Genomic DNA, 25,004 nt, shown 5'->3' with positions numbered 1-25,004 from the left:
AACATGAATTAATATCCAAATGAATCCAAAAAGGCCAATACTCCCATGCACAATAGCCACGATTTCGGTACATTTTTATGTCTAATGTCCCGGGAGAACTTGTAAACCCCGACAACGGCCGCAATGTAAAAGATTGTAAAACTATACCAATGCTTATGGTGTTGTTCAGTTGTCAACGCAAAAATAAGTATTAGAAGGATCCCTAAAACGGCAAAAGCACCGTGAGCAAAAACAATGGCTTTTGGCGGATGTTTTTTTTGCAAGATGCGTATTAAAAGGTAAGATCCAAGAAATTGCTGCATAGGTAATTAATGTTATTGCTGCAATGATCATTTTGTTTTATTTCTGAGGATTAATGTTTCTTTTATCGAGCGGGGAAAATGCAGGACCTTCGATGACCTCCCCATTTGGTTTAAACCTGCTTCCATGACAGGGACAGTCCCAGGTTTTCTCTTCATTGTTCCAGTTAACGATGCAATCCATATGAGTACAAACAGCAGATGCCGCGCAAAGTTTTCCGTCTTCGTTGCGATGCACCGCCCACTTCTCATCCTTCACTTCCACAATTTTACCTTCTCCCTTTTTTACTTCAGAGAACTTCTCTGCTTCTGCACTGCCGGGATAGTCTTTAAGATATTCTCCCAGAACGTTTAAATTCTCCTTCAAAAAAGGTTTTGCAGATTTGAGAGGAGTGAATCGTTTTGCTTTATAAATTTCTGCCCATTCATTATCTCTCCCAGTTAGCAGGTCTCTTAATATTAGAGCTGAGACTACTCCGTACGTCAGACCATCGGTGGAGAAACCGGTTGCTACATATATTCTATCATCTGTGCTTTCCCCTATGTATGGAAGCCCATCTGCAGGTTTGTAATGCTGCGCAGACCACCTATACGCTACTGCCTCAACATCATAGTACTTTCTTAGGTTCTTTTCGAGATCTTCAAAGTAATCCTTATCCTTATCTTCCTGCCCCACCTTATGGTGATAGCCAACAGTTATTAAGAACTTTCCTTCTTCAGTTTCATAAGTGCGCAGGGAGGGATGTGTTTTTGATTCGGCACTCCAGAAAATACCTTCTGGATAATCCCCGGATCGTAAGCGAGCCGCCAGAGCATATTCGCGGTGAGGGAAAAGGGTTGTATGAAGACCATAAACCCCTTTGGGTGTATGTGTGGCGAGAATGACTTTTGCAGCTTTTACTTTTGCGTTTGGCGTATGTAAAATGTGAGTTGCTCCTTTTTCAATTTGATGAACCGGAGTATTCTCATAAATCCTACAGTTGTTTTTTAGGTTTTGCGCCAACCCAGAGACAAAAGCTGCGGGGTTGAACTGAGCCTGGTTTTCAACTCTTATTCCCGATTTAATTGAGAACGGCAGCGAAGTTGATGTAATATCCTGTACTTCAAGACCAAATCTTTTCAGGGTTTCTTTTGTGGTCTTGATCATCTCTTCTTCTTCCCCTGTTTCGCTATATAAGATCCAAGGCTGTCGTTTAAAACTACATTTTATCTCGTGACGAAATACCAAATCCTCTATGAGATCAACCGCAGTTGTCCGAGATTCAGCCACTTTCCTGGCGGTATTGTCGTCAAACTTTGCCTGGATGTGATGCAGCCGGTTATCTACCATGGTGTATAAATTACCAGTAGAACCAGCGGTTGTGCCTCCACCCACGCTCATGCTTTCCAAAACTGCGACTTGAATACCTTCCTCAGCCAGGAGGTAAGCAGTAGTAATTCCGGTAATTCCACCCCCTACAATAGCAACCTCCACCTCTATATCTTTAGTCAAAGGGGTGGCCTTGGTATTAGAGGCTTTAGCTTTCCAAATTGATTCCGTCATGAGTTTTATATTTTTATATATTTTGGTATCGAATATTAGATATTTATTTTAATTTTTTTGATCCTGTTCCACGACCTGATGCCAGCTAAGATCCTCACTTCTCAGCAAGCTCTTCAGAATACCCCTACGCTCAACCAACTCTTGTGGGTTGAACTCAAATGAAGGCGAGGTAGGCTTAAATTACCCTTTCCCAAAGTTGAAAGTATTTAAGCCGTAAAAAAGTGCAGCTCGCAGTAATTTGTTATTCTGCCGCTACTGTTGGTAATAGACTCGGGGTTTGAGGAATAAAGAAATTCGATTAGTACATTTACTTTTAGGTAATGCTCTTTACTAAGAAGACCAGCAGAATTAGGTGACAAGGCAATCCTTCTTTTCCAGATTGGTCGAAATTTCCTGAAGTTCCCTATCCGTTAAATTCTGCCAGCTATTTATATATTCTTTCCTGTTAACCACCAGATTTACATTTAAAGCAGGTTCTAAAAGTTCAAAAGTAGCCATTAGAACAGAAAAGGGTCTATAGCCTGTTATTTGGACAGTTCTTCCTCTATAGGTAATTAATATAGTGGGAAATCTTGATATTCCTTTTATCTTAACCAATTCCAGATCTTCGCGAAAGAGATGGGAAGAGTCATCAGAAAAAAGGGAGTCTCGAAAACTTTTTTTGTTTAGCAGGTTTTTTTCTTCAAGTTCCCCTGCAATGTCCATAATCACATCAATGTTACCTATGTTCTTCTTATAGATCATTACTGCTTCCCTTAGTTTACGGAGCATGGCTTCCCCGGCAATCGAAGATTGTTGTTCGGCTGCTTTTACTGCCATACAAGAAAGATAAGAAGTATCCACAGGATTTTTCACCCACATATGTTCATCAATAGGTTGACCCGAAAGATGTTTGGCTTCAACCCAGAGTGGGCCCATTTGAGAAGGTTTGCTGATGTTATTCAGGTGGTCAGAGAAATGTTCCCAATCCCTCAGGAGCCCTCCCATAACATACCTTATTTTTAAGCGATCCTTAAGCAGGTAACGCAGTTTTCGCATTTGTGGTTCCAATCCCCAACTCCAACAACACAATGGATCTGTATAATACTCAAGATAAAATTTGTCCATATATTTTCTAGCCAAAACCGGAATAAATCCGGCTTTTCATTTTTTGGTTTTTAGTACTTGCTCCACTGCATTTCTCCCTTGTCCGGTAAAGCTTTTTCAATTTCCTTTGCCTTCTTTTTACTTAGTTCTTTATTTTTTTTATCTACCTCTTTTTGGGTTCTGGAAGAGGTCTGTTCCCCGTCTACCATCCCCTTGGTCCTCTTTACATGTTCAATAGGGTCAGAAATATATTCCCAGGTTTCTCCCAGTTCCGGACTTTTTCCTTCGTTCCATGGTCCACGAACATCTTCTCCATTTGAAAGATTAAAATATTTGTTACTGTAACGTGGATCACTTTGCAGAACTCCCGGAGGGAAGTTTGGCTCTATGGTTTCCAGAGCCGCCTGGAACATTTGGAAATGTGCCACTTCCCTGGTCATAAGAAATCTTAAAGTTTCTTTTACATGAGGATCATTGGTGTGCTGTAAAAGGTATTCATATACTATTTTTGCACGGGATTCTGCCGCTATATTGGACCGAAGATCTACAGTTAGATCTCCGTTGGCAGTTACGTAAGCCGAAGTCCAGGGATTTCCATTACTATCAGTTAAAGTTGGTCCACCTCCGGAAAGATTAAAAAACTGTGGATTCACCATTGCCTGGTGGATAAACTCCTCTTTTGACGCCGTCCCCTGCATTAGAGGCATAATTTCCGATTCGTCTGCGGCATCTTTAAGACTTCCATGCACCCCTTTTAATAGCATTTGAATAGTTGCTCCAACTATTTCCAGGTGACTGAACTCCTCTGTAGCAATATCCATCAGAAGATCATATTTATCTGGATGTACCTTCTTAGCGGCAAAGGCCTGAGTAAAGTACTGAAGAGCAGCTTTTAATTCTCCGTTAGCACCACCGAACTGTTCTAAAAGAAGAGTGGCAAAGGCAGGATCTGGTTTTGAAACTCTGGCGTTAAATTGTAATTCCTTCACGTGATAAAACATAGTAAATTGGTTTTAGTTAATATCTAAGGAGGGATCAATACCTAAGATAAAAGGAGAAAATAAAAATGTCCGTTAATTAAACACTAAACTAATGTTATCATTTTCACAACCTCTATAAATAATTATTTCTGATGCTCCACCAAAAGGTCCTAAATTTTTCATTGTTATACCGTTCTCACCAGTAGCTTTCCACATCTGTTGAAATTATATTCTTTCTCTCAGTTCTTTTTCTGATAACCGGAACCTTCTCTTAGGCTTACTGTTCGGTTAAAAATTAAATTATCCCTCCGACTTTCTTTGTCTACAACAAAATAGCCTGTACGCAGGAACTGTAAATGCTCTCCTGATTGTACTTCTCTTACGGCTGGTTCAACAAAGGCATTTATTACTCGGAGGGATTCAGGATTAATGGACGTAGTGAAATCGTTATCTGTATAAGGTGAAGTTGAAGTAAATAGATGTTCATACAACCTAACTTCTGCCGGAACTGCATGTTTTACTGAAACCCAATGCAATGTGCCCTTTACCTTGCGGTTTGATTCAGGTGTGCCACTGCCACTCCGGCTTAAAGGGTCGTACGTACAGTACACTTCCAATATTTTATCCTGACTATCTTTGACTACTCCTTCTGCCCTTATAATATATCCTCCTTTTAATCTCACCTCTCGACCCGGGGCTAAACCATAAAACTTACCGGAAGAATTTTCCTGAAAATCCTTTTCTTCAATATAAATTTCCCTCGAAAAAGGTGTTTTTTTAGTAAGAAAGGGAACTCCCGTATCTGAACCTGAATGGATTTGAAGATCCTCCTCCTTTTCTACTAAATAGTTTGTAATAACTAGCTTTACAGGATTTAATACAGCCATAACCCTGGGGGCTATTTTGTTTAAATCTTCTCTAACAAAAAACTCTAGTAAGGAAATTTCCGCAACTCCTTCCCGTTTTGTAACACCAATTTCCTTTATAAAGTTTTCAATGGCAGCAGGAGTATAACCCCGCCTCCGCATTCCACTAAGGGTTGGCATTCGTGGATCGTCCCAGGATGCCACTACTCCATTTTCTATGAGTTGCGCTAGTTTTCTTTTACTCAATACAGTATGACTTAAATTTAGTCGGGGGAATTCCCGTTGCTTCGGCTTCCTCACTCCTTCTATCCCTGGAATTTTGTCTAAAAACCAATTGTATAATTCTCTATGAGGGTTGAACTCCAGAGTGGCAAAAGAGTGACTTATTTTTTCAATAAAATCACACTGGCCGTGCGCCCAATCATACATCGGATAAATTTTCCAAGTAGAACCTGTTCGGTGGTGGTTATTCTTTAGCATCCGGTACATTACCGGGTCCCTCATTAGCATATTTTCAGCAGCCATATTAATTTTCGCTCTTAAAACATGACTTCCCTCTAATACTTCCCCATTTTTCATTTTACAGAATAGTTCAAGGTTTTCCTGAACAGTTCTTGTTCTGAATGGACTATTTATTCCTGGTGATATTGGAGACCCTTTTTGTTCTGCCATAATAGCAGAAGGTTGACTATCTACATAAGCATAGCCATTCTTTATCAATTCTACCGCCCAATCATAAAGCTGCTGAAAGTAATCAGATGCAAAAGTTTCTTTTGACCAATGAAATCCGAGCCAATTAATATCTTTTTCAATGGAAAGGACGAATTCTTTTTCTTCACGTAATGGGTTGGTATCATCAAAACGTAAAAAAACTGGAGCATTATACTTCCTTCCAAGGCTGAAGTTTATAAATATAGATTTAGCATGGCCAATATGCAGATATCCGTTTGGTTCTGGCGGAAACCTGAATTTTAGCTCTCCAATTTGATATCCCTCCGTTAAATCTTCTTCAACTATATTAGCTATAAAATTTTCTGGTTCTTTTTTCATGTTATAAAAAATTTATGGAGTAAGGAGGCCGAAGAACTGCTAAAAGTAGAAGAAGAGCAGGCTTGAATATTTATTTCTACCTCTATTCCTTAGCAATAACATTGTTCCAGCTAAAGCCTTCACTTTTCAGTAAGCTTTTTAATATTCTTCTCCTCTCATTCAAATTATTAGAATCAATTTCATTTATATAAGATGGTATTTCCTGCTCATCTATCTGCTTTTCAATGTTTGGCAGACTTCGGGAAAAATTTTTATCCAGGTTTTGAAGAAAATTGGAAATTGCGGCGCGTAGCAAGCCAATCTCCTCCTGTAAATTTTCTCCTTTATTTGAATAGACTATTATAGACAAGGCTTCGTCTAACCTCGAAATATTAATAGAAAAACAATCTTTTTCTTCAGAGCGACTATAGTAATGAACAACGGGATAAGCCTGATGACTCACAGAATGTTGATCCACTAATTCCTGAAGCGTATGAACTTGCTGATAGCTGAAGGAAGAGTCTAAGGAGAGTAATTTATTAGCAATAATTTCGGGTTGGTTTCCAAGATTATTTATACTTTTTGCCAAAGTTCTTTTTCTTACTACAGCAGATGAAACAGAGAGAAAGTAAGTCATTGAGCTGGTGAAAAAAATAAACCCAAAGAAGGAAAAACAACTTGTAACTACTTCAAAAAAAGGCGAAACAGGCTTAAAATTTCCCATTCCCAGAGTAGAAAGTATGTAACCGGTAAAATAGAGCCGTTCCCAGTTATACGCGGCTCTCCCGCTACTGTTGATTATAGCCTCGGGGTTTGAAGAATAAACCATAAAAAGGCCTAGCCAAATAAGGAGAAGCCACACAAAGAGTATCATAAGATTAACAAATAGGCCGTGATAATCATAAGCCTTCCTCCCGAAAGTCGAGGCACCAAACTGAATTATTCTATCGGATAAAATTGCCACATTTTCAGAAATAAAACCCCCTCCGCTAGCGGAAAGGGTGGTGTAAAAGAAATCATGTATAGCTAATAATAGTATAATGAATCCGAGGATTAGGAAGGTGGTTGACATTTTATTTGTTTATAATAGTTTAATTTTAAACTTAAGGTTTTGCCTTTGGATTTAGTAAATTGATGAAAGACAAAATTTATCTTGAAAGCCTACAAAAAAAAGAATTATTTGGTGTGACTTCCTTCGCTCCTCTGGAATTAATGTGAACTTTAGGATCGCAGAAGACTTCTTCTGCAATCCACCACCCCAATTCCACAATAACCAAAGAAATGAGAATTAAAAACCATATTCGTCTATTTGTTGTTCTCTCTCTTTTTGATTTCATAGTTCTTACTGAGATTCTTCAATGGGTTATTTAAAGAAGAAATTTTCTTGCTATTCATTTTTTTTAATTTTAATAGCAGTTATTCTTTATCATTACTTAAACTCCTGCAATTACCTGCATTCCATAAGTTAATCTTTTTTAAAAAATGCCTTACTTCTGCTATTATGGAAAATCTTTTAATCTTTAAATATAGTTAGGTACTCCAGCTTTATCGATTGACAGCCTTAATTGATCATCGCTTTAGACTAAAGCTTTACAGCTCCAAACGAAGGGCATTTGCTATCACTGAAACAGAACTCAGGCTCATAGCCAAAGCGGCAATCATTGGCGATAACAATAATCCGAAAAATGGATACAGCAGTCCTGCTGCAATTGGAATACCCGTTGTTCTTTTGTTCACTTAAACAATCTCTTAAACTCATAAACATACTGCTCAAAATTTGCCCTCAAAAAATTGCTACAGAAAGAAGGCTACTTCTATAATGTATGAAGATCGCTATGCAGTCTTTGTCCACTAAATCTGCTCATTCCTCATCAGAACCGAAAAAAGTCGTTTCATTGAAACCCTCCTGGTTGTAAAAATTCCCTGGGGTATAACTAATTTCTTCCTTTTGTTTTGAGGAAAAAATTAGAAGAGTCTCCTTTTCATCTTCAATAGCGAGACTCTTTACGTTTTTATAGGTGGGTAATGTTTTTAGTTCTTCAAAACTTACTTCTTCCTGAATAACAATTATTTGTTCCTGTTGATTTAGTTCTGCTCTTCCTATGGGAATTAAAACATCCTTATCCTCTTTTCCACTTATCTCTAAACCCAAAACGAGGTATCTTATTCTTTTCTGGGTTTTGTCGAACAAAAAATCCTTCAGCTTTCCCACTCTTGCTCCAGTAGCATCAACTACCTGCCTTCCATAAATCCGGGAAAAATGATCATCAATTTTGTAGTCACTGTTCTTAAGCTCTTCCAAATGCTCAAGTGGTGCAGAAATTTCATTAGGATCTCTTGAGGTACTCCTTATTATATCCTGACCAACCTCATCATACTTCCACTTCTATATCATTATTCTGTATCTCGTCATGTCGTGGTATTTTTTGATTTAAATTATCTAAAGGCAGTTTTCTAAACTATAAAAAATGCTTTTTAGATTGAAAAAATATATCATAAACTTCTTTTAAAATTCAATTACTTTATAAAGGACAGAAATTGGGAGTTTCCTTATCCCCGGGAGTTCCCGTAGGCTTTTCCTTCTACTTTTCGATCTTTTTTTCAGTAACTGCGCATTAACCGCAACTATTACCCTATTCAGGCTAATCAGCACAACTCCAACGGCGGAGCCTAAAACTAACCCGGTAGAATAGAGAGTGCCGGCGGCCAGAGGAATGACAATAATGTTCTATCCTGTTGCCCATGCAAGGTTCTGGATTATTTTAAGCACTAAATCCTGAAATTATGCCTCTAATTATAAAAGATAGGGCAAAATATCCGCTTGATAACCCTATCACCAGTCCAAGGCGCGCAAAGTTCCGGCACAATCATAACACCTGTTCTCATTGCCACTGCATTGGCAAGAGATAAACTTCCTTTTTTATAGTTACCAATAGAGAAAATATTGTTAAATAAAGAAGGTGTCCTTTATGTAAGAACAAGGCTCCCATGCATTCCTTACTGGCTTTAGCAAAGTCCTTGCAATTTTAAGTCTCATGTTTAGTTCACAAATTCTCCACCTATTATTATTATCCATGGAAAAAGGAAACTCCGGTACATAAATGTTCCTATGTAATTTGTGCTGCCTTTTCAAATTTCCGTTTAAAGTCTCTCTATTTTCCATTAAATCTTTAGAAAATCCTTTTAACGTTCTTATTTATCACCGGTTTAATGATAGCAGCGGATGCAAAAATTACACCGGCACCAATAAGACAATACATGCAGAGTTTCTTCTTTCTAAAAAGCATATCATAAAGCATAATTCCTGCACCAATAGTGTGGCCTAGTACTACAGCTCCTAAAAGAATATTAAAGACAGGTTTTCTTGTTGCTTTTTCACTGCCACCAACAGTAGACAAGACCATAGTCGCAGCAAATAATACATTGCTTACAGGAGCATCAGGCACCCCTGCGATATAGGCAAATTTCGAAGTAATTATATTGTTTGTATCAAATACCCTGCTGGGAACATCGGGCAATTTTTTTATCACACCTGACTGTAATAAAGAAATCACGCTAAAATTTACCAGCCCCAGAACGGAGAGCAAAACCAGTTTTCTTCTTCTCACCATATCTTCTGCTTTGCTGTGGAGAAGTTCATCACGTACTTCTATCGGTTTCGTTCTTTCTTCCAGGGCCTTAAAAATATTATTTTTCACGTTATTTTAATTAAATTAATGATTTATCGGGAATATAAAATTTAAAAACTTTTATATTCAAACAATGTTCATTCCTCCTATTTAACAGGTTTCACCACCTGGTGTACAATTCTTATTAATAATTTTGAAAGAACTAAATACTTTCCTTTTAGTCAGAAATAGGGGAAATGCAGGGAACCGTTATGAATAAAAGAAGAAGGTAAATTTAATGAGAAATTAAAAAACAATTTTAATATTTTAAAAATTGTCTCCTTCTTCAAATAAGAAATAAAATCCTGGTTGAACAAAAATCAGCTAATACCAAAAAGTTAAAATATGTTACTTCGAACTTCGGATATAATTTACGGCAGATTCAATCGTTTTTAATCTAAAATTATCCACAAAACCAACAGAAGAATAAGCAGAATGATTGTCCATTCCACGTATTTCTTGTTTTTACTTAACCATAACACCGTACTGGAATTTTTTGCCTTTTCCCCAAAGTTACCGTGAGCGCCATGATCTCCGGATATTGGTTCCCACACATTATTCTCCCGGTTTGGATCTTCCGGCTCATCTGTTTGCTGCCCCTTAAAAGCACTGTTTGCTAAAACCCGATCAGCATACCAGGGAGCAATTTTATTCCCAATTATTGCCTTAACCGTAGACCAGCCTACCATCATCTCACGCCTGTTATTTTCTGCGGCAAACAGAATCGCATCTGCAGCCACTTCCGGTTGATAAATAGTGCCCATTGGCTGAGGCTTATTTGGTAAGCGGCTTTTAACAAAGCCGAATTGGGTGGTATTTAAGGCCGGCAATTGAACAATAGATATTTTTACTTTGCTTTTGTCGTGCAAAAGTTCGGTACGCAAAGAATCATAAAATCCTTCCACCGCATGTTTAGCACCACAATAAGCCGACTGCAGGGGAATTCCTCTATAGGCAAGAGCGGAACCCACAAAAACAATGGAGCCTTTATCCCTTGGCAACATCCGCTTCAAAGCCGACAGTGCACCATTCACCTGTCCCAGATAAGTCACATCGGTCACCCGTTTGTATTCTTCCGCCTTCATCTCTTTAATCGGACTGAAAACGCTGTTCATCGCATTGTTCACCCACACATCTATTGGACCAAGTTCTTCTTCGGTTCTTTCTGCTGCTTCCTCAACCGCTTCGGCGTCTGCAACATCCACTAGAAAATAAACAGCACGGCGACCCATTTTTTCTACTTCTACCTTAGCCGCTTCCAATCCTTCTTTTCCACGGGAAAGCAAGGCTACATCATATCCTTTTTCGGCAAAAGCACGTACACAGGCACGGCCTACCCCTGCCGAAGCCCCCGTTATCACTACTACGCCTTTGTTATTTTGTTGATTTTCGCCTGATCTTTCCATACTTGTTTTTTTACATTTTTCAATTTTACTTACTACTATTCAAAGCAATTCTATGCCTGTTTGAATTTTTTTAATCAACTTCAATTTCAATTTTGTGCACCAGGTAGTCAGTTAACTTTTCCCACTGGAATTTTTGCACCCCGGCCCAACCACCCTCTGCAATAATGGTATTTATGATCTTACGTTTTCCAGCCTCTGCTACCTGGTTGTTTATACCTTCGTTTTTACCTATTTCGTAGGCATGAATAATATTATCCTTTCGTTCTATCCTAAAGGTGCTGGTAGCTTCATCTATAAAAAAGTGTTCTATCTCTTTTTGTCCTTTTTCCCTTTCGGTAGGGTCCTCACTAGGACTCACAGTAAATTCTGCAGAATTTTCTTCTTCTTTTATATCGGTCACTATCACCCAGTTTTCCGGCACAGGTCCCGGCAACAAAATTTTTATGTAGTCATTTACTTCTGGCTTTCCTGACTTTTTTTCCTCTCCCCAGATATTGTATAACTGAAAGGTCGAGGAAACACCCGGCAATTTTGACCATAGGTTTACATTAAATAATTTTTCAACAGACCTGTCGTATTCTTTGGCCGCCTTGCTCCTGTTCACAAAACGGTTTTCACTGGAATAGGTTCTATCTTTAGTAGCCTCACCTTCTATAACCTCTTTTTCGCCTTTTATTTTTCGAATCCATTTTTTAATTCCCACGCTTCAAAATTTTTAGTGTTCTTTAATTGCCTGTAGTTATCTCATGCTGTTTTTCTTATTGATTATGCTGCTCCAGTTTATTTCCTTTAGGGCCTATTCCTTCAATATAAACCATCTGAGAACCCAAATGTCCTGCCATGGAAATGGTGTAGGTAGCGCCCAAAATGAGCACTAATGCACATAACTCAGCTATTTTATTGTTATTTAGAAAGTAAAAGCTGATTAGCTTTAACAGCAATGCCGCTCCTCCTATTATAAGGGTCCAGTAGGCATATTGCTCATGGGTCTTAAACACCTCATAGGCTTTGGGTGAAAGATCGCCAATATGCGGGTGTAACCAGAAAGCAGCTACCAGGCCTCCCGCGATGCCGATGGATAACAGGATGAGTGTACTAATGCTCATTCCTTTCCTGTACCAGAAAAAAGAAATTATTTGAAATAACAGCGCCATAGGAATAAGTACCACCGGAAAATGCACCACTAGCGCGTGAAGGTTTGGGAATTTTTTAAAAGGGGCAAATAATCCTTCATAGCTTATATTTTCCTGATCATGCTGTGCTCCTTCTTCCGGATGTTCTTTTGAATTTTGTTGTTGACCCTCCACTTGATCATTTTCCTGGGCATAGATTCCTGTCTGGGTAAAAAAGAGAAATAGGCCGAATAAAAGAATTTGTTTCATAACTGTTCATTTTTGGTTTAAAATTTAAATATAACTTTTTAGCAATTTAAATTTAATTTTACATCTTCCCACCTTCTTTTTTGGCAGGATCCTTACCTGGACTTATTAAATAATTCATTGTTGTAATAGTTCATTCACACTTCCGGGATACGTGCATTAAATAAGCTTTTCTTCCTCTTTTTCTTCCATTTTCATCATATCAACCACCAAGCCTGCCCAGGTAAAATCCTTTGCGCCATAACCTTCTCCCGTAAAAGGATTATAATACTCCCGAAAGCCGCTTTTTTCAATTAGCTGTTTAATGCTGTCTATTAATTTTCTGGATTCCTCCCGGTATCCCTTTTCCATTAAAAACTGGTGCAAAAACCAGTTATTGACAATCCAGGTTGGTCCCCGCCAGATGTACATGGATTCCCCAGGGTTAAAAGAGGAGTGGCTTTGTGCCACGCACGGAAGAGGGTAAGGCGTAGCAAACGCTCTACTATTAAAAAAATGCGTGTCCATTACTTTTTTGGCGATTTCCTCGGGAATATTTTTTAACACTACCGGGTAAAACACTGTTGGGGTCAGGATTTTTATTTTTATATCCTCCTTTCCGTGAACATCATAAAAGGCACAGGTTTCCTTATCATACATCACATCTACAATACTTTTGGACACTCTATCAGCAAGCTTCCCAAATTCCTCCCCGGCAGGGTCCTCCATGTCTTTACATAAACCTGCCAATGCCTTTAAATTTTGTGCGTAAATCGTATTGAAACCAACGTCCTTTACCAGAAAATAACCTTTTTGATAAATTTTTTTGAAATTGTAATTATTTAAATAATTCCGAAAGTCTACATTTACTACTTTCAGGAACAGTCGCCAATTGGCTTTTTTTCCAGAAAACCCTACAACGGGATCGTAAGTAGGTTTCCAATCCATACCGGACTCAAAAGGTGAAATAATGGTGAGCAAACCATCCCCGTTGAAATCCCTGTTTTTAGCTAACCAGCGGTAATATTCCTTCAGTTTTGGCAACATTTGTTTTAAAAATTGTTCGTCGCCTGAAGCTTCATATACCCCCGCCACCGCCTGTGCTGCCATAGGGGGCTGTACCAATGCACTCATATGGCTTTGGAAGAAGTTTTTCAGCCTTGGCTTAGACTGAAAAAAATCGGCTAAGCGTCCGGGCATTAACCTGTCCCAATAAATCATATGTCCCACAAAGCCATCCTCTTTTTGCATGGCAAACAGGCTAATAAGGTGCTCTTTTGCCATAGTATGTTCACCAAGCGCATTCAGTATAAAAACATGGAAACACGTGTCCCAAAAAAATTGAAACGGATATCGACTTGGGGAGGGTTTTGTGTAATGAAATTTTTTCCCGCCTTCACGCTCACTTTTGATCATGTTTTCAAAGATAACCTTCCTTGTCTTCTCGAATATTTCCTCGTTTTTCATTTAGTGTGCTTTTTTGGCTATTTTGTTTTGTAATTTTCACTTTTTGAGTTTTCGTGGGATAGAAAGAGCAGCAATTGCAGGCCCCACAATTACTACTATAAGACCCATAAAATATTGACAAAATTATTGATCACCTAATGCCTTTCCTTTTCACAGCTCAAAACCGCAATAATTTTCCCCTGCTCCCGGAGTTTTTTAAACACTGCCGGAGGCAGGGGAATATATTTCTATACCCGCTCAAAAATCGTATATACCAGAACCCCTGGATTATTTTCCGGTGCTTGTTGTAAATAACGGCTTCCCACATCTTCCATTTCCCTAACGGCAGGTTCAGCTACCTCATTATCGGCAGCTTCTACCCACCACCATATCAGGGCAATGACTATTATTATTCCAATAATCCAATACCACATGTTTGCCTTTCTTCTTTCTCTCTCCGTTTCCATAATTTTTAAATTTTATTGGTTAATATTTCTCGTTCGGGGCTACCCACCCTAAAGAACTTTAGGGATGCCTTTAATTCTTTTTATTACTTCACATACTTATCCCATGGACCATAATTTTCGGTTTTAGTGCCACGGGGAATGGAAAGAACAGTGACAGCAAGCCCTGCAACAGCCGAACTAATATTAAGAGCCAGGGTGCTCTCCTGTACAAACCAGGGGGCTACCGCCACTGCAAGACCAATTAAAACATTAAAATACCTGCCAAGCCTTAAGACCTCCCCCATGGCTACCACTGCCGTTACCACAATAAGGGCACCTCCCAGGTGGTTGATATCGGCAGCCCTGGTTTCAATACCAACGCCAAAAACGGCAGGCGCGAACATTAGCCAAAGCCCCAGGATAGTTGAGACGGTAAGGGTCCAGGGGAAACTCATCCCCCAGATAGAGGCGATATAAACTTTCCAGGGATTTTCTGGAAATTCCATGATTTCCGGGGAACGTTCATCTTTATTTTTCCCGACGGGTGCACCGCCCTTCCAGAAAACCTTCCACATGGAATCTCCTTTCTTTTTTCGTTCTATCATATGTTGTCCCATGGCAGCTACCTCATCGATTTGTAGCGGGATCATAGGCAGCATGATAATTGCCGTTACCAGGCAGAATGTACACCACGCCCCAACCGAAAGGGGCTGGGAGATTACCAGGAAGATACTCACAAAACCAAGGGGTATTACCAGAAATCCAAAAAAGGTCACCATCCAGGGCATAGTACGCCAGCGGGATGGACTACCCATAAAGCCCATTAGGAACTCCAGGGTATAGGCCAAAGAACCCAGCGCGGCATCTGATATGGGCCAGGAGTGGGACATATCGGAATTCAAAACATTCTCTGTACTGTTTCCAAAGAAAGGATCCCAGGCATAATCTACATATCCCAATTGGAACGCGCCCATGTAACGGGAAAGGATCCAGCCAATAAAGGCCAAAGCGATCATAATACCACGTTGGGGCCAGCTTGAGGGATTATAGCTCCAGCCCTGGGGGGTTTCAGATCCCATTTTCATGTACATGATCATATTGGGCATACCGGGAATAAGTATGGTCAAGGCAATGACTAAAGCACCTACCAAAGTCCCGTTCAAATAAGCTACTGCTGTAGGCGCCCAAAAAATAAGCGGGGCCATACTAATCCAGATACCCACAAAGCAACAAAGCCAAACACTAATTGGACGATTGGGAGTCAAAGCCCTCCAGCCAAAAAAGACCAGTAACAATCCGCTAATGATGTCGCTCCATTTCATGGCGGCAATCCTGTCTGCCAACGAAAGCCAAACATCCCGCCCCCCACTGGGTTCCACAGTACCTATGCCATAATCAAAAGTAAGGGGCGAAGCGATCATCCAAATACCCAGCATGATAAGCAACCAATAGATCCAAAGGGTGTTCATATGGTGCATGTGAAGCATTTCCATCCGTTGGTCCATACCCATCATCATGCCATCATCCCGGCTTTTCCTGTCCTTATCCCGATCTTTTTTGTCCTGGCCTTCGCCATCATTTTGCCCGTCGCCTTTTTTCATGGGCATTTCCGCCATAGGCCTGGTAACCCCTCGTTTTCCCATTCCTCCCTGACGTTTATGTCCCTGTTTATTATTCGAATCATTATCTGATTGTCCTCCTGCGTTTTTATTAGGGTTTTTCTTTTTCATAAGGTTGGTTTTAGGTTAATTAATCAAATATTCATTTTTTTTCTTTTTCCAATGCCGAAGGGGCCTCAAGTTTGTTTTCTTTGTACCAGGTCAACGGATCCTTTTTAAGGGTCTTGATTATTTCCGGAAGAGTATCCATTAAGGAATGTCGCGGCTCCCAATCGAGCAGTTTTTTCGCCCGGGAAATGTCCAGCTCATAATGGTCGTCGGCCCTGTCTATCATCCATGGTTTAATAAAAGGATCGCCAAAGAGGTTCATGCTCCACGAACCAATCTTTGCCACGGTTTTCGGAACTTCATAAGTTTCCCATTCTTCTCCATGAATAAGCTTTCCTATCTTATTCTGCAATTCTTCATAACCGGGTGTAGTGGGCTCTCCAATATTAATAGCTATTTCTTCAGGTAGTTCCTTTCTTTTTTCTACTGTTTTTTCAAGGGCATCGACCAAATCATTTAAATGCAGGAAAACGTTGCCATGGGAAGTGTCTCCTGAGAAAAAATGACTGGTAAATTGTTTTTCGTATATACGCTGCACCTGGTGCGCAATGGGTATAGAATGTCCTTTATCATCATAAACCCCAGCAATCCGTAAAAGCACTGCTGACATATTCCCTCTGTTATCACGAATTATTTCCTCGGTATCAACTTTCGATTCGGGATAGTCCCAGTTTGGTGCTAAAGGACAATCTTCAGCGATTTTAATTCCCGGGCTTGTAGGTTTATAGATGAGATTGGTACTTGAGAAAATAAATTGCTCCACATTGTATTCCTGCAAGACTTCTATAAATTTTTTAGTTCCTTTAACAGTCACTTCTTCGTACAAAGGACTGGGCTTTCCTGAAAAATCATAATAAGCTGCAAGGTGAATAACAGAAGCTATTTTATCCCCATAACCATAGCTTATACGTTTCATTGCTGCGCGAATGCTTTCTTCAGAGGCTATGTTATAACATACGCATTCGGCTTCAGGAGGAGGAAAAGGATCCCCTACCCTGTCAAGGCCAATTACCCGGTAATTTTTTGAAAGTCGTTTTATGATTTGAGTACCTATTAGGCCACTACTGCCGGTTACGAGAATTACTTCTTTATTTGAATTACGGGCACCAGCGTTTTGCAGTGTTTCATTAGTAATTGATTCCATTTTGCAAGTTTATTTTGATAGTTATTGCCATTTTTAGTCAGGATTTCAATCCTATTTCACCTTTCACTTTTATTTTTACTTTTTTGCTATTCATAATCAATCAATGAAACTTTTCTTAAAGTTTTTATAGAAAGTTAAATACCAATTTAGAATTTTTATTTTCTGATCTCTTTCATGAACCATATATTAGCAACACCAATAAGATCAAAATTAAAATCTCGCCCAGCCACATTCCTACGCACAGCACATTTCATCAATAAATTTCTTCTTAAGCCCATTTTCACTGTACCCTTAACTAATCTTTTCAATAGTAAAACCTCCTTTTTGGATTGCCGCCATTACCTCTTCTTCTAAAAAATCTCCTTCAACTTCAAGAATTTTATCTGGATTATCAATTAAGACATCCCAATATTTTATTCCATCAATATCTTCCATATAAGGTATTAAATATCTTACGCAAGGTTCGCAATTGATATTGGTTTTAAATTTTATTAATTTCATTTATATCAAAATGTTAATAAAGTTATTCAACTAACAACCAAAATACTTTTAAAGAAATGGTAAAATGTTATATTTTGATGGAGTTGAAAGGTATGTTTTTGCATAGGATTATGATTAACAAAAAATTTAAGATGCCAACAAATTTGAATAGCTTAGTACTCTTTACATCCAAAGATGAAAATTGGCGGATAAGAGAACCCTGGCAGCTATGGCACCGCTTTTTGTTAAAATAATTTAAAAAATTCCTTGCTTCTTCTATTATGGAAAATCTTTTAATATAGTTAGGCACTCCAGCTTTACCGGTTGGCAGCCTTAATTGATCATCGCATTAGACTAAAGCTTTACAGCTCTCAGGCGCAAAGCATTTGCTATCACTGAAACCGAACTCAGGCTCATAGCCAAAGCGGCAATCATAGGTGAAAGCAGTATTCCGAAAAATGGGTACAGCAGTCCTGCTGCAATTGGAATACCCAGGGTATTGTATATCAGCGCGAAAAAAAGATTTTGTTTAATATTCTTCATCACCTTTTGGCTTAAAATTTTAGCCTTGGCAATGCCTTTTAAATCCCCTTTTACAAGGGTAATTCCTGCACTTTCAATAGCAACATCTGTCCCGGTACCCATCGCTATTCCTATATCAGCCTGAGCTAAAGCAGGAGCATCATTTATTCCGTCGCCTGCCATGGCAACTTTTTTACCTTCCATCTGTAAGCGCTCTACTTCCTTCAATTTGTCCTCCGGAAGCATTTGTGCTTTAAAACCGTCCAGATTTAAAGTTTCACTAACAGCTTTGGCTGTATTTTCATTGTCCCCGGTTAACATAAAAACTTCCATCCCCAGATCATGAAGCTCTTTGATCGCCTCCTTACTTGAAGCTTTGATTTTATCTGATATAACTACAAATCCAATAATCCCGTTTCCTTCAGCTACATAAGAAACAGTTTTTCCTAATCGTTGTTCTGCTTTTACTTGTTCACGAAGTTCGTCAGAAATTTGGACGTTTTCCTGCTCCATTAATCTATCATTTCCTAATGCTATTTTCTTCCCGTTTAGTTCTGCGGTAACCCCTTTTCCTGTGACCGCATTAAAATTAGAGACTGATTTTATTTCTATTTCCTTTTCTTCGGCGTAACGTATTGTAGCCTCTGCCAAAGGATGTTCGCTACTGCTATTAACCGAGGCTATCTTCTGAAGGACCTCTTTTTCGGAAAATTTGGATGATGCAGAAATTACCTTTTCTACCGAAGGTTTTCCTTCAGTGACAGTTCCTGTCTTGTCAATTATCACCACATCAACCTTATTGAACCTTTCAAGTGATTCGGCATTTTTTATAAGCACCCCCGATTGTGCACCTTTCCCCACTCCTACCATGATAGACATTGGTGTAGCCAAGCCCAGGGCACAGGGACAGGCAATGATCAATACTGCAATGGCATTTACCAGCGCGAAAACGTATGAAGGCTCAGGACCAAAAATCGCCCAGATAATAAAGGTTAAAACAGACACTGCCACTACCACCGGAACAAAATAACCTGAGATCCTATCAGCAAGTTTTTGAATTGGTGCCCGGGATCTACTCGCAGCATTTACCATTTCAATGATTTGAGATAGGAGGGTTTCTGATCCTATCTTTTCAGCCACCATAATGAAGGTTTTGTTTCCATTTATAGTTCCAGAGCTTACTTTATCACCTACCTCCTTGTCCACCGGAATAGGTTCCCCTGTAATCATGGATTCGTCAATATTGCTTTCCCCTTCCTTGATACTTCCGTCTACAGGAATTTTCTCTCCCGGTTTTACCCGAAGCAGATCTCCCTTATTGATATCGTCTATCATCACCACCTGCTCTTTTCCATCGACTATCCGGGTGGCTTTGTTAGGTGCGAGCTTTAAAAGTTCTTTAATAGCTGAATTTGTCTTTCCATGGGCTCGTGCTTCCAGCAACTGCCCCAGCAGCACAAGGGTGAGGATGATAGTCGCCACTTCATAATAGACAAAGACAGTACCCAGTTCTGTTTTAAATTGTGCAGGAAGAACATCGGGAAACAGCATAGCTGCTACACTGAAAAGCCACGCTACCCCTGCACCTATCCCTATTAGCGTAAACATATTCAAGTTCCAGGTCTTTATAGATCTATAAGCTCGTTCAAAAAACATCCAGGTGGAATAAAAAACAACTGGAACAGATAGCCCTAACTGAACCCAGTTCCAGTACTCCCAATCCATTACCTCCAACAGTGGATTATCTGAAAACATTTCTTCAGACATCGCTATTATTAGAATAGGAATGGTGAAGGCAGTAGCAATCCAGAACTTCTGCAGCAGTTTCTTATAGGTCTTATCATCTTCATCCACACCTCCTTCCATAGGCACAAGGTCCATTCCGCAGATTGGGCACGAACCCATTTCATCCTCTACTATTTCAGGATGCATGGGGCAGGTAAATCGCTGAGGCATCTTTTGCGAGGACGGTGCTTCCACAAGATCCATCCCGCACACCGGGCAATCTCCGGGTTTATTGTAGGTTTTTTCCCCCTCACAGTGCATAGGACAATAAAAGGTTCCAGATCCTCCGGTAGCTTTTTCTGTACTTTTTTTAGAAGGTTTTTTAGGTTTCTCTCCCGGCATAGTGATAGAATAAGTTCCTCCATCATCCTCCAGTTTTTTTTGAAAAGTTTTAAGTGGAATATGTTTATCCATCTCTATCACCGCCTCTTCCTTTTCCAGGTCTACCGAAGCATTAGTGACCCCTTCCACTTCGCTCAAAGCTTTTTCCACATGACTTCTGCAACCGCTGCAGGTCATTCCATGAACGGCATATGTATGCTTCATCTTTTTTTCACTGCTATGTCCTTCTGAAGGTTGAGAAATTCTGTAATTCGAATCTTTTAAAGTCTCCTGGAATTTACCAATTTCAATATGGTGATCCATTTCTATAGTAGCTTCAGCTTTTTCAAGATTTACCAAGGCCTTTGTGACTCCTTCTACTTCATTTAAGGTTTTTTCGACATGGCTACGGCAACCATTGCAGGTCATCCCGTGAACAGCATAGGTATGCGTCATATTTGTGTGTGAACCACCTTCTTCCTCATTAGGTAGAGCAATAGAATAGCTTCCTTTCGTTTCTTCCAGTGCCTGTTGTAGTTTTGCCACGGGCACATGCCGCTTCATCTCAATAACTGCCTGTTCATCCTTAAGGTTTACTTCAACATTAGAGACACCTTCAACTCCCTGCAAAGCTTTCTCCACCGTACTTCGGCAACCATTGCAAGTCATACCTGTTATTGTATAAGAATGTTTCATCATTTTTTCCAGCCCAGGCTCCTCTGGTGCCGGGGCAATAGTATATTTTGATCCTTTCAAAGCCTCCTGAAATTCACCAATTTCAATATGGTGTTCCATTTCTATAGTAGCTTCAGCTTTTTGTAGATTTACCGAAACTTTTGTGACTCCATCTACTTCCTTTAAATTTTTTTCTACATGACTTCGGCAGCCGTTGCAGGTCATTCCTGTTATTTTATATTTATGAGTCATTGAATTTCGTATTTAGTTGAAATAATTTTCTCTACTGCCCAAGGAGCGCAAAAATCCCTGCACCAATCATTACACCTGTTCCCATTGCCACCGTACCGGTATGGGAAAGGCTGTTCTTTTATATTCAAACACATAAGTCTTTAGAAAAATTTTATAACTAACCTATCAGTATAAACTACAAAAAGCCCGGAATGCCGGACTTTTTATTTTTTACAGCATTGCTTTTGATTAAGCCGCAAACTCTCTACAGGCTTCTGCACACTTCTGGCAGATTTTCATGCACGGCAGGCATTCCTGCTCATGATTTGTATGATTTCCACATACCTCTGCACATTCATCACAAATGTCGGCACATGCTTTAGCAAGATGTTTGGCGTGAGATGAATTCGACGCAACAAAACTGAGTGTCGCATAACAAATTTTAGCGCAATCCCGACATAATCTCACAACACGTGCAAGAGCATCGGTTTTTTCATTGTCGAGTGAAGCGTCAAAACACGTATCACATTCTGTTGCACATTCGGCAAGAATTTGAAGTAAATCCTTGTTTGTTTTTCCTGTTTCCATAATATTTATTTTTCATGATTTACTCCTAAATTAGCCATAAGAGCAGATATATTCCATAAAAATTATGGTGAAAATGTTCATTTTTAATGATTTATGAAAATTTTAGCATTTTAGATAGTATCCAAGTCTACATCCCTTTTGTGCTTTTGAAGTCTATAATCGGTAGGACTTAAACCAGTTATTTTTTTAAACTGGGTAGACAAATAAGTTGCACTGCTATAACCTGTTTCCCTGGCAATTTCTGAAATATTCAGCTCATTATATTCAAGCAACTCTTTTGTACGTTCTATTTTTACTTGATTCTGAAAGTCTTGTATAGTCTTACCTTCTATAGCTGTAAAAATCCGGGTAAGATGGCTATAATCACACAATAAAGTGTCCCGTAAAACTTTGGATAATTTTCCGCTGCCATAGTTTTGCTCTTTATAAATACGTGCTATAATAATTGATTTTGTCTTGTTCACCAGCCGCTCATTTTTATCGAAAAGAACCTCAAAACCAACTCTAAGGAATTCTTTCTGAATGGCAGACAATTCCTTTAAATTAAGAGGTCTTTCCAATACCGCCTGCCCTAAGGATACTTCCTGATAGGGAATTTTTAATCCTTCCAATATTTCCCTGACACTACTCTTGCACCGCTGACAAACCACGTTTTTTATATAAAGTACTTTTTCTTCCATATTTGTAATTTCTATTACTATTAAACTTAATTCCACTCTACTACAGGAACGGTTTTAGCGTAAAGTTGCCATTGTTAAAACAAAAGCTTCATTCCGGTTTTAAGCTCTTACTCAATTAAAACTTTGAATGGAATGGTAATTTTGGCATTTTCCCAGGATAAAGATATAGTTCCCTGATCCTCACCTTCTTTTCTTACCTCATATTCCAGGGCTTCTTGTGGTTCCGCCAATTCTTCAGGTGTGACATCAATACTAAGTATGTTCTCGCTCTCATCATATTCGTCTTTGCCATGTTGGTCCCATCGGGAATTGAACATAACCTTCCAGTTTTCTTTTCCGGGTATTGTAAAAAAAGCATATTTCCCGGCAGGCAATGTTTCGCCACCTATTAACAAATCCTTATTGGTTTCTATCCAGGTGGCTTTGTGGGCACCGGCCTGCCAAATCGCATTATAACCAACGAGTCCGCCAAAGATTATCCTGTCCCGCACGCGTGGTGAAGAATAATCTATATGAATATGAGCCCCGTCAATTATGGCCATCGTACTGGTATGCGGACTTAATACCTCTTGGTTTTGTGTTGTCACCTTTTCGGCCTGGTGGTTTTCATGTTGCGCCTGCATTCCACTTGTGGATAATAACACGAGTAGCACGTAAAAAATGTATTCTGTGGTTTTCATGGAAAATTGTGTATTTAATTAATTGTTTTTATTAATGCTTACGCTAATATTTTCAGTTTGGATATCAGAGAAAAATTCTAGCTTTCCTGCTTCATATAGGGTATCCAAATCACGTAACGGTGTGGAAAGCTCGTTGGTTTTGTAGTTTTGGTAATCTACAAACCTGATTCCTTCTACTATTCTTGGATTGACAGCTTTTCTGAACCTTATCCCCCCGTCATTGGTGAAAAACCTGTAGGCTAAATAATCTACCGTGAAATTTTCCTTGTGGATCCAATACACAAATTTATCATGGTGGTCTGTCCCGCCGCCTTCCTTTCGAAAGCTTACTTCAACTTCATAATAGGGTTCTCCTTCTACTTCATCCTCTCCTGAAAGTTTTTTTATCGTGGCCGGGGAATTGAGTACATAAGGCACCTGCACAAAGTAGTGAACAGAATTTATCCCATCACTTATCCTGGTAACCATCGAATCTGGAACAGTGACAGCTTTACTGTTCACAAAACGCTTTAGACCCTCATTGCTGAGAACATCATGTGTAGTTTTACCGGTAGAATCCTTTACAATACGCTCCAACCGAAACATGTCTCCATTGCGTTTGCTCTTATATCTCCTGTTCCTAAAAGTGAAATCGATTTCAGCATTTTCATAGTTTTCCCCACCTGAGGCCTCTATACTTTTCCCTATGATTTTTTCACCTTCTGATTTTCTTTCGGAAGTGTCACAAGACAGGGATATTACTGATAATAGCATAGCCATTACGGCTATATTTTTGCAACAAGAGTTTTGCATTTTAATTTCTCTTATTTTAAATTTTTTAAATTGGATCCCAATGAAAAGTCCCAAATATCGATGGGCTTTTCTCAGTTTTAATCCTGTTTTCCTATTAACCAACAATTATAATTTTTATTTGTTGCTGAAAACTTTTTATAAAAACCCTGCACCTGAAACTCTAACTAACCAATTAAACAAACAATATCCCGGCGCAGGGCTATGGGGGTGTAATTTTCTTTCACCTTGCTTCCATGGCCAAAGAATCCATCCAGGCAATAAATTCTTCCTTCTCCTTAGCTGAAAGTTTGGCATCCCAATGCACCAGGGTATAGGAAGAAAGTGGCATTTCCCCATCTTCCACCTGGCTGCTTATAGAGCCTAATTTGCTGCTTTGCCGCCGGGTGGAATAGTCCCCAAATGCACTGAAATTTAATTCTTCCTTGCCTTTTTCAATATGATCGTTCAAATACCAGGTAAACGGCTGGATTTTATTATACCAAGGATAATTGGTGTTATTGCTATGGCAGTCATAACAGGAGGTTTGCAGGATTGCATTAATGTCTTCCGGCACCTCGTAAACCACCGTAAAATCTGATTTAGGTATATAATCATCCTGATTGAGTCTTGTGGGAATAAACTGTATCCCCACAAACCCAATCAATAAAGCCAGGCCGATGATCTTCAGAAATTTCATTTTTATTAAATTTCTTTCTGGACCTTTCCACAAGTAAGCATACTTTGCCCAAAATAAGGGTTTCTTATTTCTTCACTGGTACTCAACCAAATTGCACCTTTGTTGTCATTATACATGGGGCAAAACTGTTGGTAAAGTGTCCTGGGAGAACCTGTTATTTCCAATAAATCTACCAGGTCAACGCTCAAGATGTCAAAATGCTCCCTTTGATGGGCCATATCGCTCATAGTAATATGTTCCGCATGTTCTTTGGCATCTTCAATAATTTCCGTCAGTTCCTGCTGCTCTCCAGCTTCAAAACTGCTCATATCAAAGTTTTCAAAAGCTGCTACGAGATTTTTACCAGCTTGCGCAGCACCTTCCGAATTATCGTCTACCAGGGCATCTTTTAATTCCATATAATCATTAACAATGATTCCGGCCTGTGCATCCGGGTTTTCACTGCCAGACATATCTTCTGAAGTTTGTGATCTTTCTTCCATCATATCTGAACTTTCGTTCATATTATCATGGTTCATTTCTGAATGGTCTCCATTATCTTCTTCATTCTGATTTTTACAGGATACTGCGGTAAAA

General features: G+C 39.3%; 22 protein-coding genes. All 22 read right to left on the bottom strand.

What is annotated here, in order from left to right; genetic code table 11:
* Window positions 1–339: 339 nt before the first annotated feature.
* Entirely contained in the window at window positions 340–1,842 is a 1,503-nt protein-coding gene (locus RM549_RS17760; RefSeq protein ID WP_311687276.1) for an FAD-dependent oxidoreductase, read from the bottom strand.
* A gap of 348 nt (window positions 1,843–2,190) precedes the next feature.
* A complete protein-coding gene (locus RM549_RS17755; protein WP_311687273.1) occupies window positions 2,191–2,949 on the bottom strand; it encodes a DsbA family protein in 759 nt (252 codons plus the stop codon).
* Window positions 2,950–2,999: 50 nt separating this feature from the next.
* Window positions 3,000–3,929 (bottom strand): manganese catalase family protein, encoded by a 930-nt coding sequence (locus tag RM549_RS17750; protein WP_311687271.1) that lies wholly within the window; start codon window positions 3,927–3,929, stop codon window positions 3,000–3,002.
* Between the two features lie 218 nt (window positions 3,930–4,147).
* Entirely contained in the window at window positions 4,148–5,824 is a 1,677-nt protein-coding gene (locus RM549_RS17745) for a glutamine--tRNA ligase/YqeY domain fusion protein (RefSeq protein ID WP_311687269.1), read from the bottom strand.
* 82 nt (window positions 5,825–5,906) lie between these two features.
* Entirely contained in the window at window positions 5,907–6,875 is a 969-nt protein-coding gene (locus RM549_RS17740; protein WP_311687267.1) for a hypothetical protein, read from the bottom strand.
* A 789-nt stretch (window positions 6,876–7,664) separates the two neighbouring features.
* On the bottom strand, window positions 7,665–8,105 hold the full coding sequence (locus tag RM549_RS17735) for a PRC-barrel domain-containing protein (RefSeq protein WP_311687265.1): 441 nt from the start codon (window positions 8,103–8,105) through the stop codon (window positions 7,665–7,667).
* A gap of 868 nt (window positions 8,106–8,973) precedes the next feature.
* Complete coding sequence (locus RM549_RS17730) at window positions 8,974–9,501, bottom strand: vitamin K epoxide reductase family protein (protein WP_311687263.1); 528 nt, start codon at window positions 9,499–9,501, stop codon at window positions 8,974–8,976.
* 362 nt (window positions 9,502–9,863) lie between these two features.
* The gene (locus tag RM549_RS17725) at window positions 9,864–10,877 is read right to left on the bottom strand and encodes an SDR family oxidoreductase (RefSeq protein ID WP_311687261.1); all 1,014 of its coding nucleotides are present in this window, start codon (window positions 10,875–10,877) and stop codon (window positions 9,864–9,866) included.
* Window positions 10,878–10,947: 70 nt separating this feature from the next.
* The gene (locus RM549_RS17720) at window positions 10,948–11,580 is read right to left on the bottom strand and encodes a hypothetical protein (RefSeq protein ID WP_311687259.1); all 633 of its coding nucleotides are present in this window, start codon (window positions 11,578–11,580) and stop codon (window positions 10,948–10,950) included.
* Between the two features lie 55 nt (window positions 11,581–11,635).
* Window positions 11,636–12,259 (bottom strand): DUF2231 domain-containing protein, encoded by a 624-nt coding sequence (locus RM549_RS17715; RefSeq protein ID WP_311687257.1) that lies wholly within the window; start codon window positions 12,257–12,259, stop codon window positions 11,636–11,638.
* A 156-nt stretch (window positions 12,260–12,415) separates the two neighbouring features.
* Window positions 12,416–13,702, bottom strand: a complete 1,287-nt coding sequence (locus RM549_RS17710) for an amylo-alpha-1,6-glucosidase (protein WP_311687255.1) — start codon at window positions 13,700–13,702, stop codon at window positions 12,416–12,418.
* Window positions 13,703–13,929: 227 nt separating this feature from the next.
* Window positions 13,930–14,148 (bottom strand): hypothetical protein, encoded by a 219-nt coding sequence (locus tag RM549_RS17705; protein WP_311687253.1) that lies wholly within the window; start codon window positions 14,146–14,148, stop codon window positions 13,930–13,932.
* A gap of 83 nt (window positions 14,149–14,231) precedes the next feature.
* On the bottom strand, window positions 14,232–15,857 hold the full coding sequence (locus RM549_RS17700; protein ID WP_311687251.1) for a vitamin K epoxide reductase family protein: 1,626 nt from the start codon (window positions 15,855–15,857) through the stop codon (window positions 14,232–14,234).
* 31 nt (window positions 15,858–15,888) lie between these two features.
* A complete protein-coding gene (locus tag RM549_RS17695) occupies window positions 15,889–16,998 on the bottom strand; it encodes an NAD-dependent epimerase/dehydratase family protein (protein ID WP_311687250.1) in 1,110 nt (369 codons plus the stop codon).
* 291 nt (window positions 16,999–17,289) lie between these two features.
* Window positions 17,290–17,433, bottom strand: a complete 144-nt coding sequence (locus RM549_RS17690; protein WP_311687249.1) for a hypothetical protein — start codon at window positions 17,431–17,433, stop codon at window positions 17,290–17,292.
* A 399-nt stretch (window positions 17,434–17,832) separates the two neighbouring features.
* Window positions 17,833–21,033 (bottom strand): heavy metal translocating P-type ATPase, encoded by a 3,201-nt coding sequence (locus RM549_RS17685; protein ID WP_311687247.1) that lies wholly within the window; start codon window positions 21,031–21,033, stop codon window positions 17,833–17,835.
* A gap of 228 nt (window positions 21,034–21,261) precedes the next feature.
* Window positions 21,262–21,600, bottom strand: coding sequence for a four-helix bundle copper-binding protein (locus tag RM549_RS17680; protein WP_168137786.1), 339 nt, complete (start codon window positions 21,598–21,600; stop codon window positions 21,262–21,264).
* 110 nt (window positions 21,601–21,710) lie between these two features.
* Complete coding sequence (locus RM549_RS17675; protein WP_311687244.1) at window positions 21,711–22,280, bottom strand: helix-turn-helix domain-containing protein; 570 nt, start codon at window positions 22,278–22,280, stop codon at window positions 21,711–21,713.
* A gap of 107 nt (window positions 22,281–22,387) precedes the next feature.
* Complete coding sequence (locus tag RM549_RS17670; protein ID WP_311687243.1) at window positions 22,388–22,960, bottom strand: DUF2911 domain-containing protein; 573 nt, start codon at window positions 22,958–22,960, stop codon at window positions 22,388–22,390.
* Window positions 22,961–22,978: 18 nt separating this feature from the next.
* Complete coding sequence (locus tag RM549_RS17665) at window positions 22,979–23,719, bottom strand: DUF6503 family protein (RefSeq protein WP_311687241.1); 741 nt, start codon at window positions 23,717–23,719, stop codon at window positions 22,979–22,981.
* Window positions 23,720–23,972: 253 nt separating this feature from the next.
* A complete protein-coding gene (locus RM549_RS17660) occupies window positions 23,973–24,428 on the bottom strand; it encodes a heme-binding domain-containing protein (RefSeq protein ID WP_311687239.1) in 456 nt (151 codons plus the stop codon).
* A 5-nt stretch (window positions 24,429–24,433) separates the two neighbouring features.
* A partial coding sequence (locus RM549_RS17655; protein WP_311687238.1) for a DUF3347 domain-containing protein occupies window positions 24,434–25,004 on the bottom strand: 571 nt, incomplete at its 5' end.

Source organism: Autumnicola patrickiae (assembly GCF_031846525.1).
Taxonomy (GTDB): domain Bacteria; phylum Bacteroidota; class Bacteroidia; order Flavobacteriales; family Flavobacteriaceae; genus Autumnicola; species Autumnicola patrickiae.
This window is presented reverse-complemented; position numbering and strand designations above follow the sequence as displayed.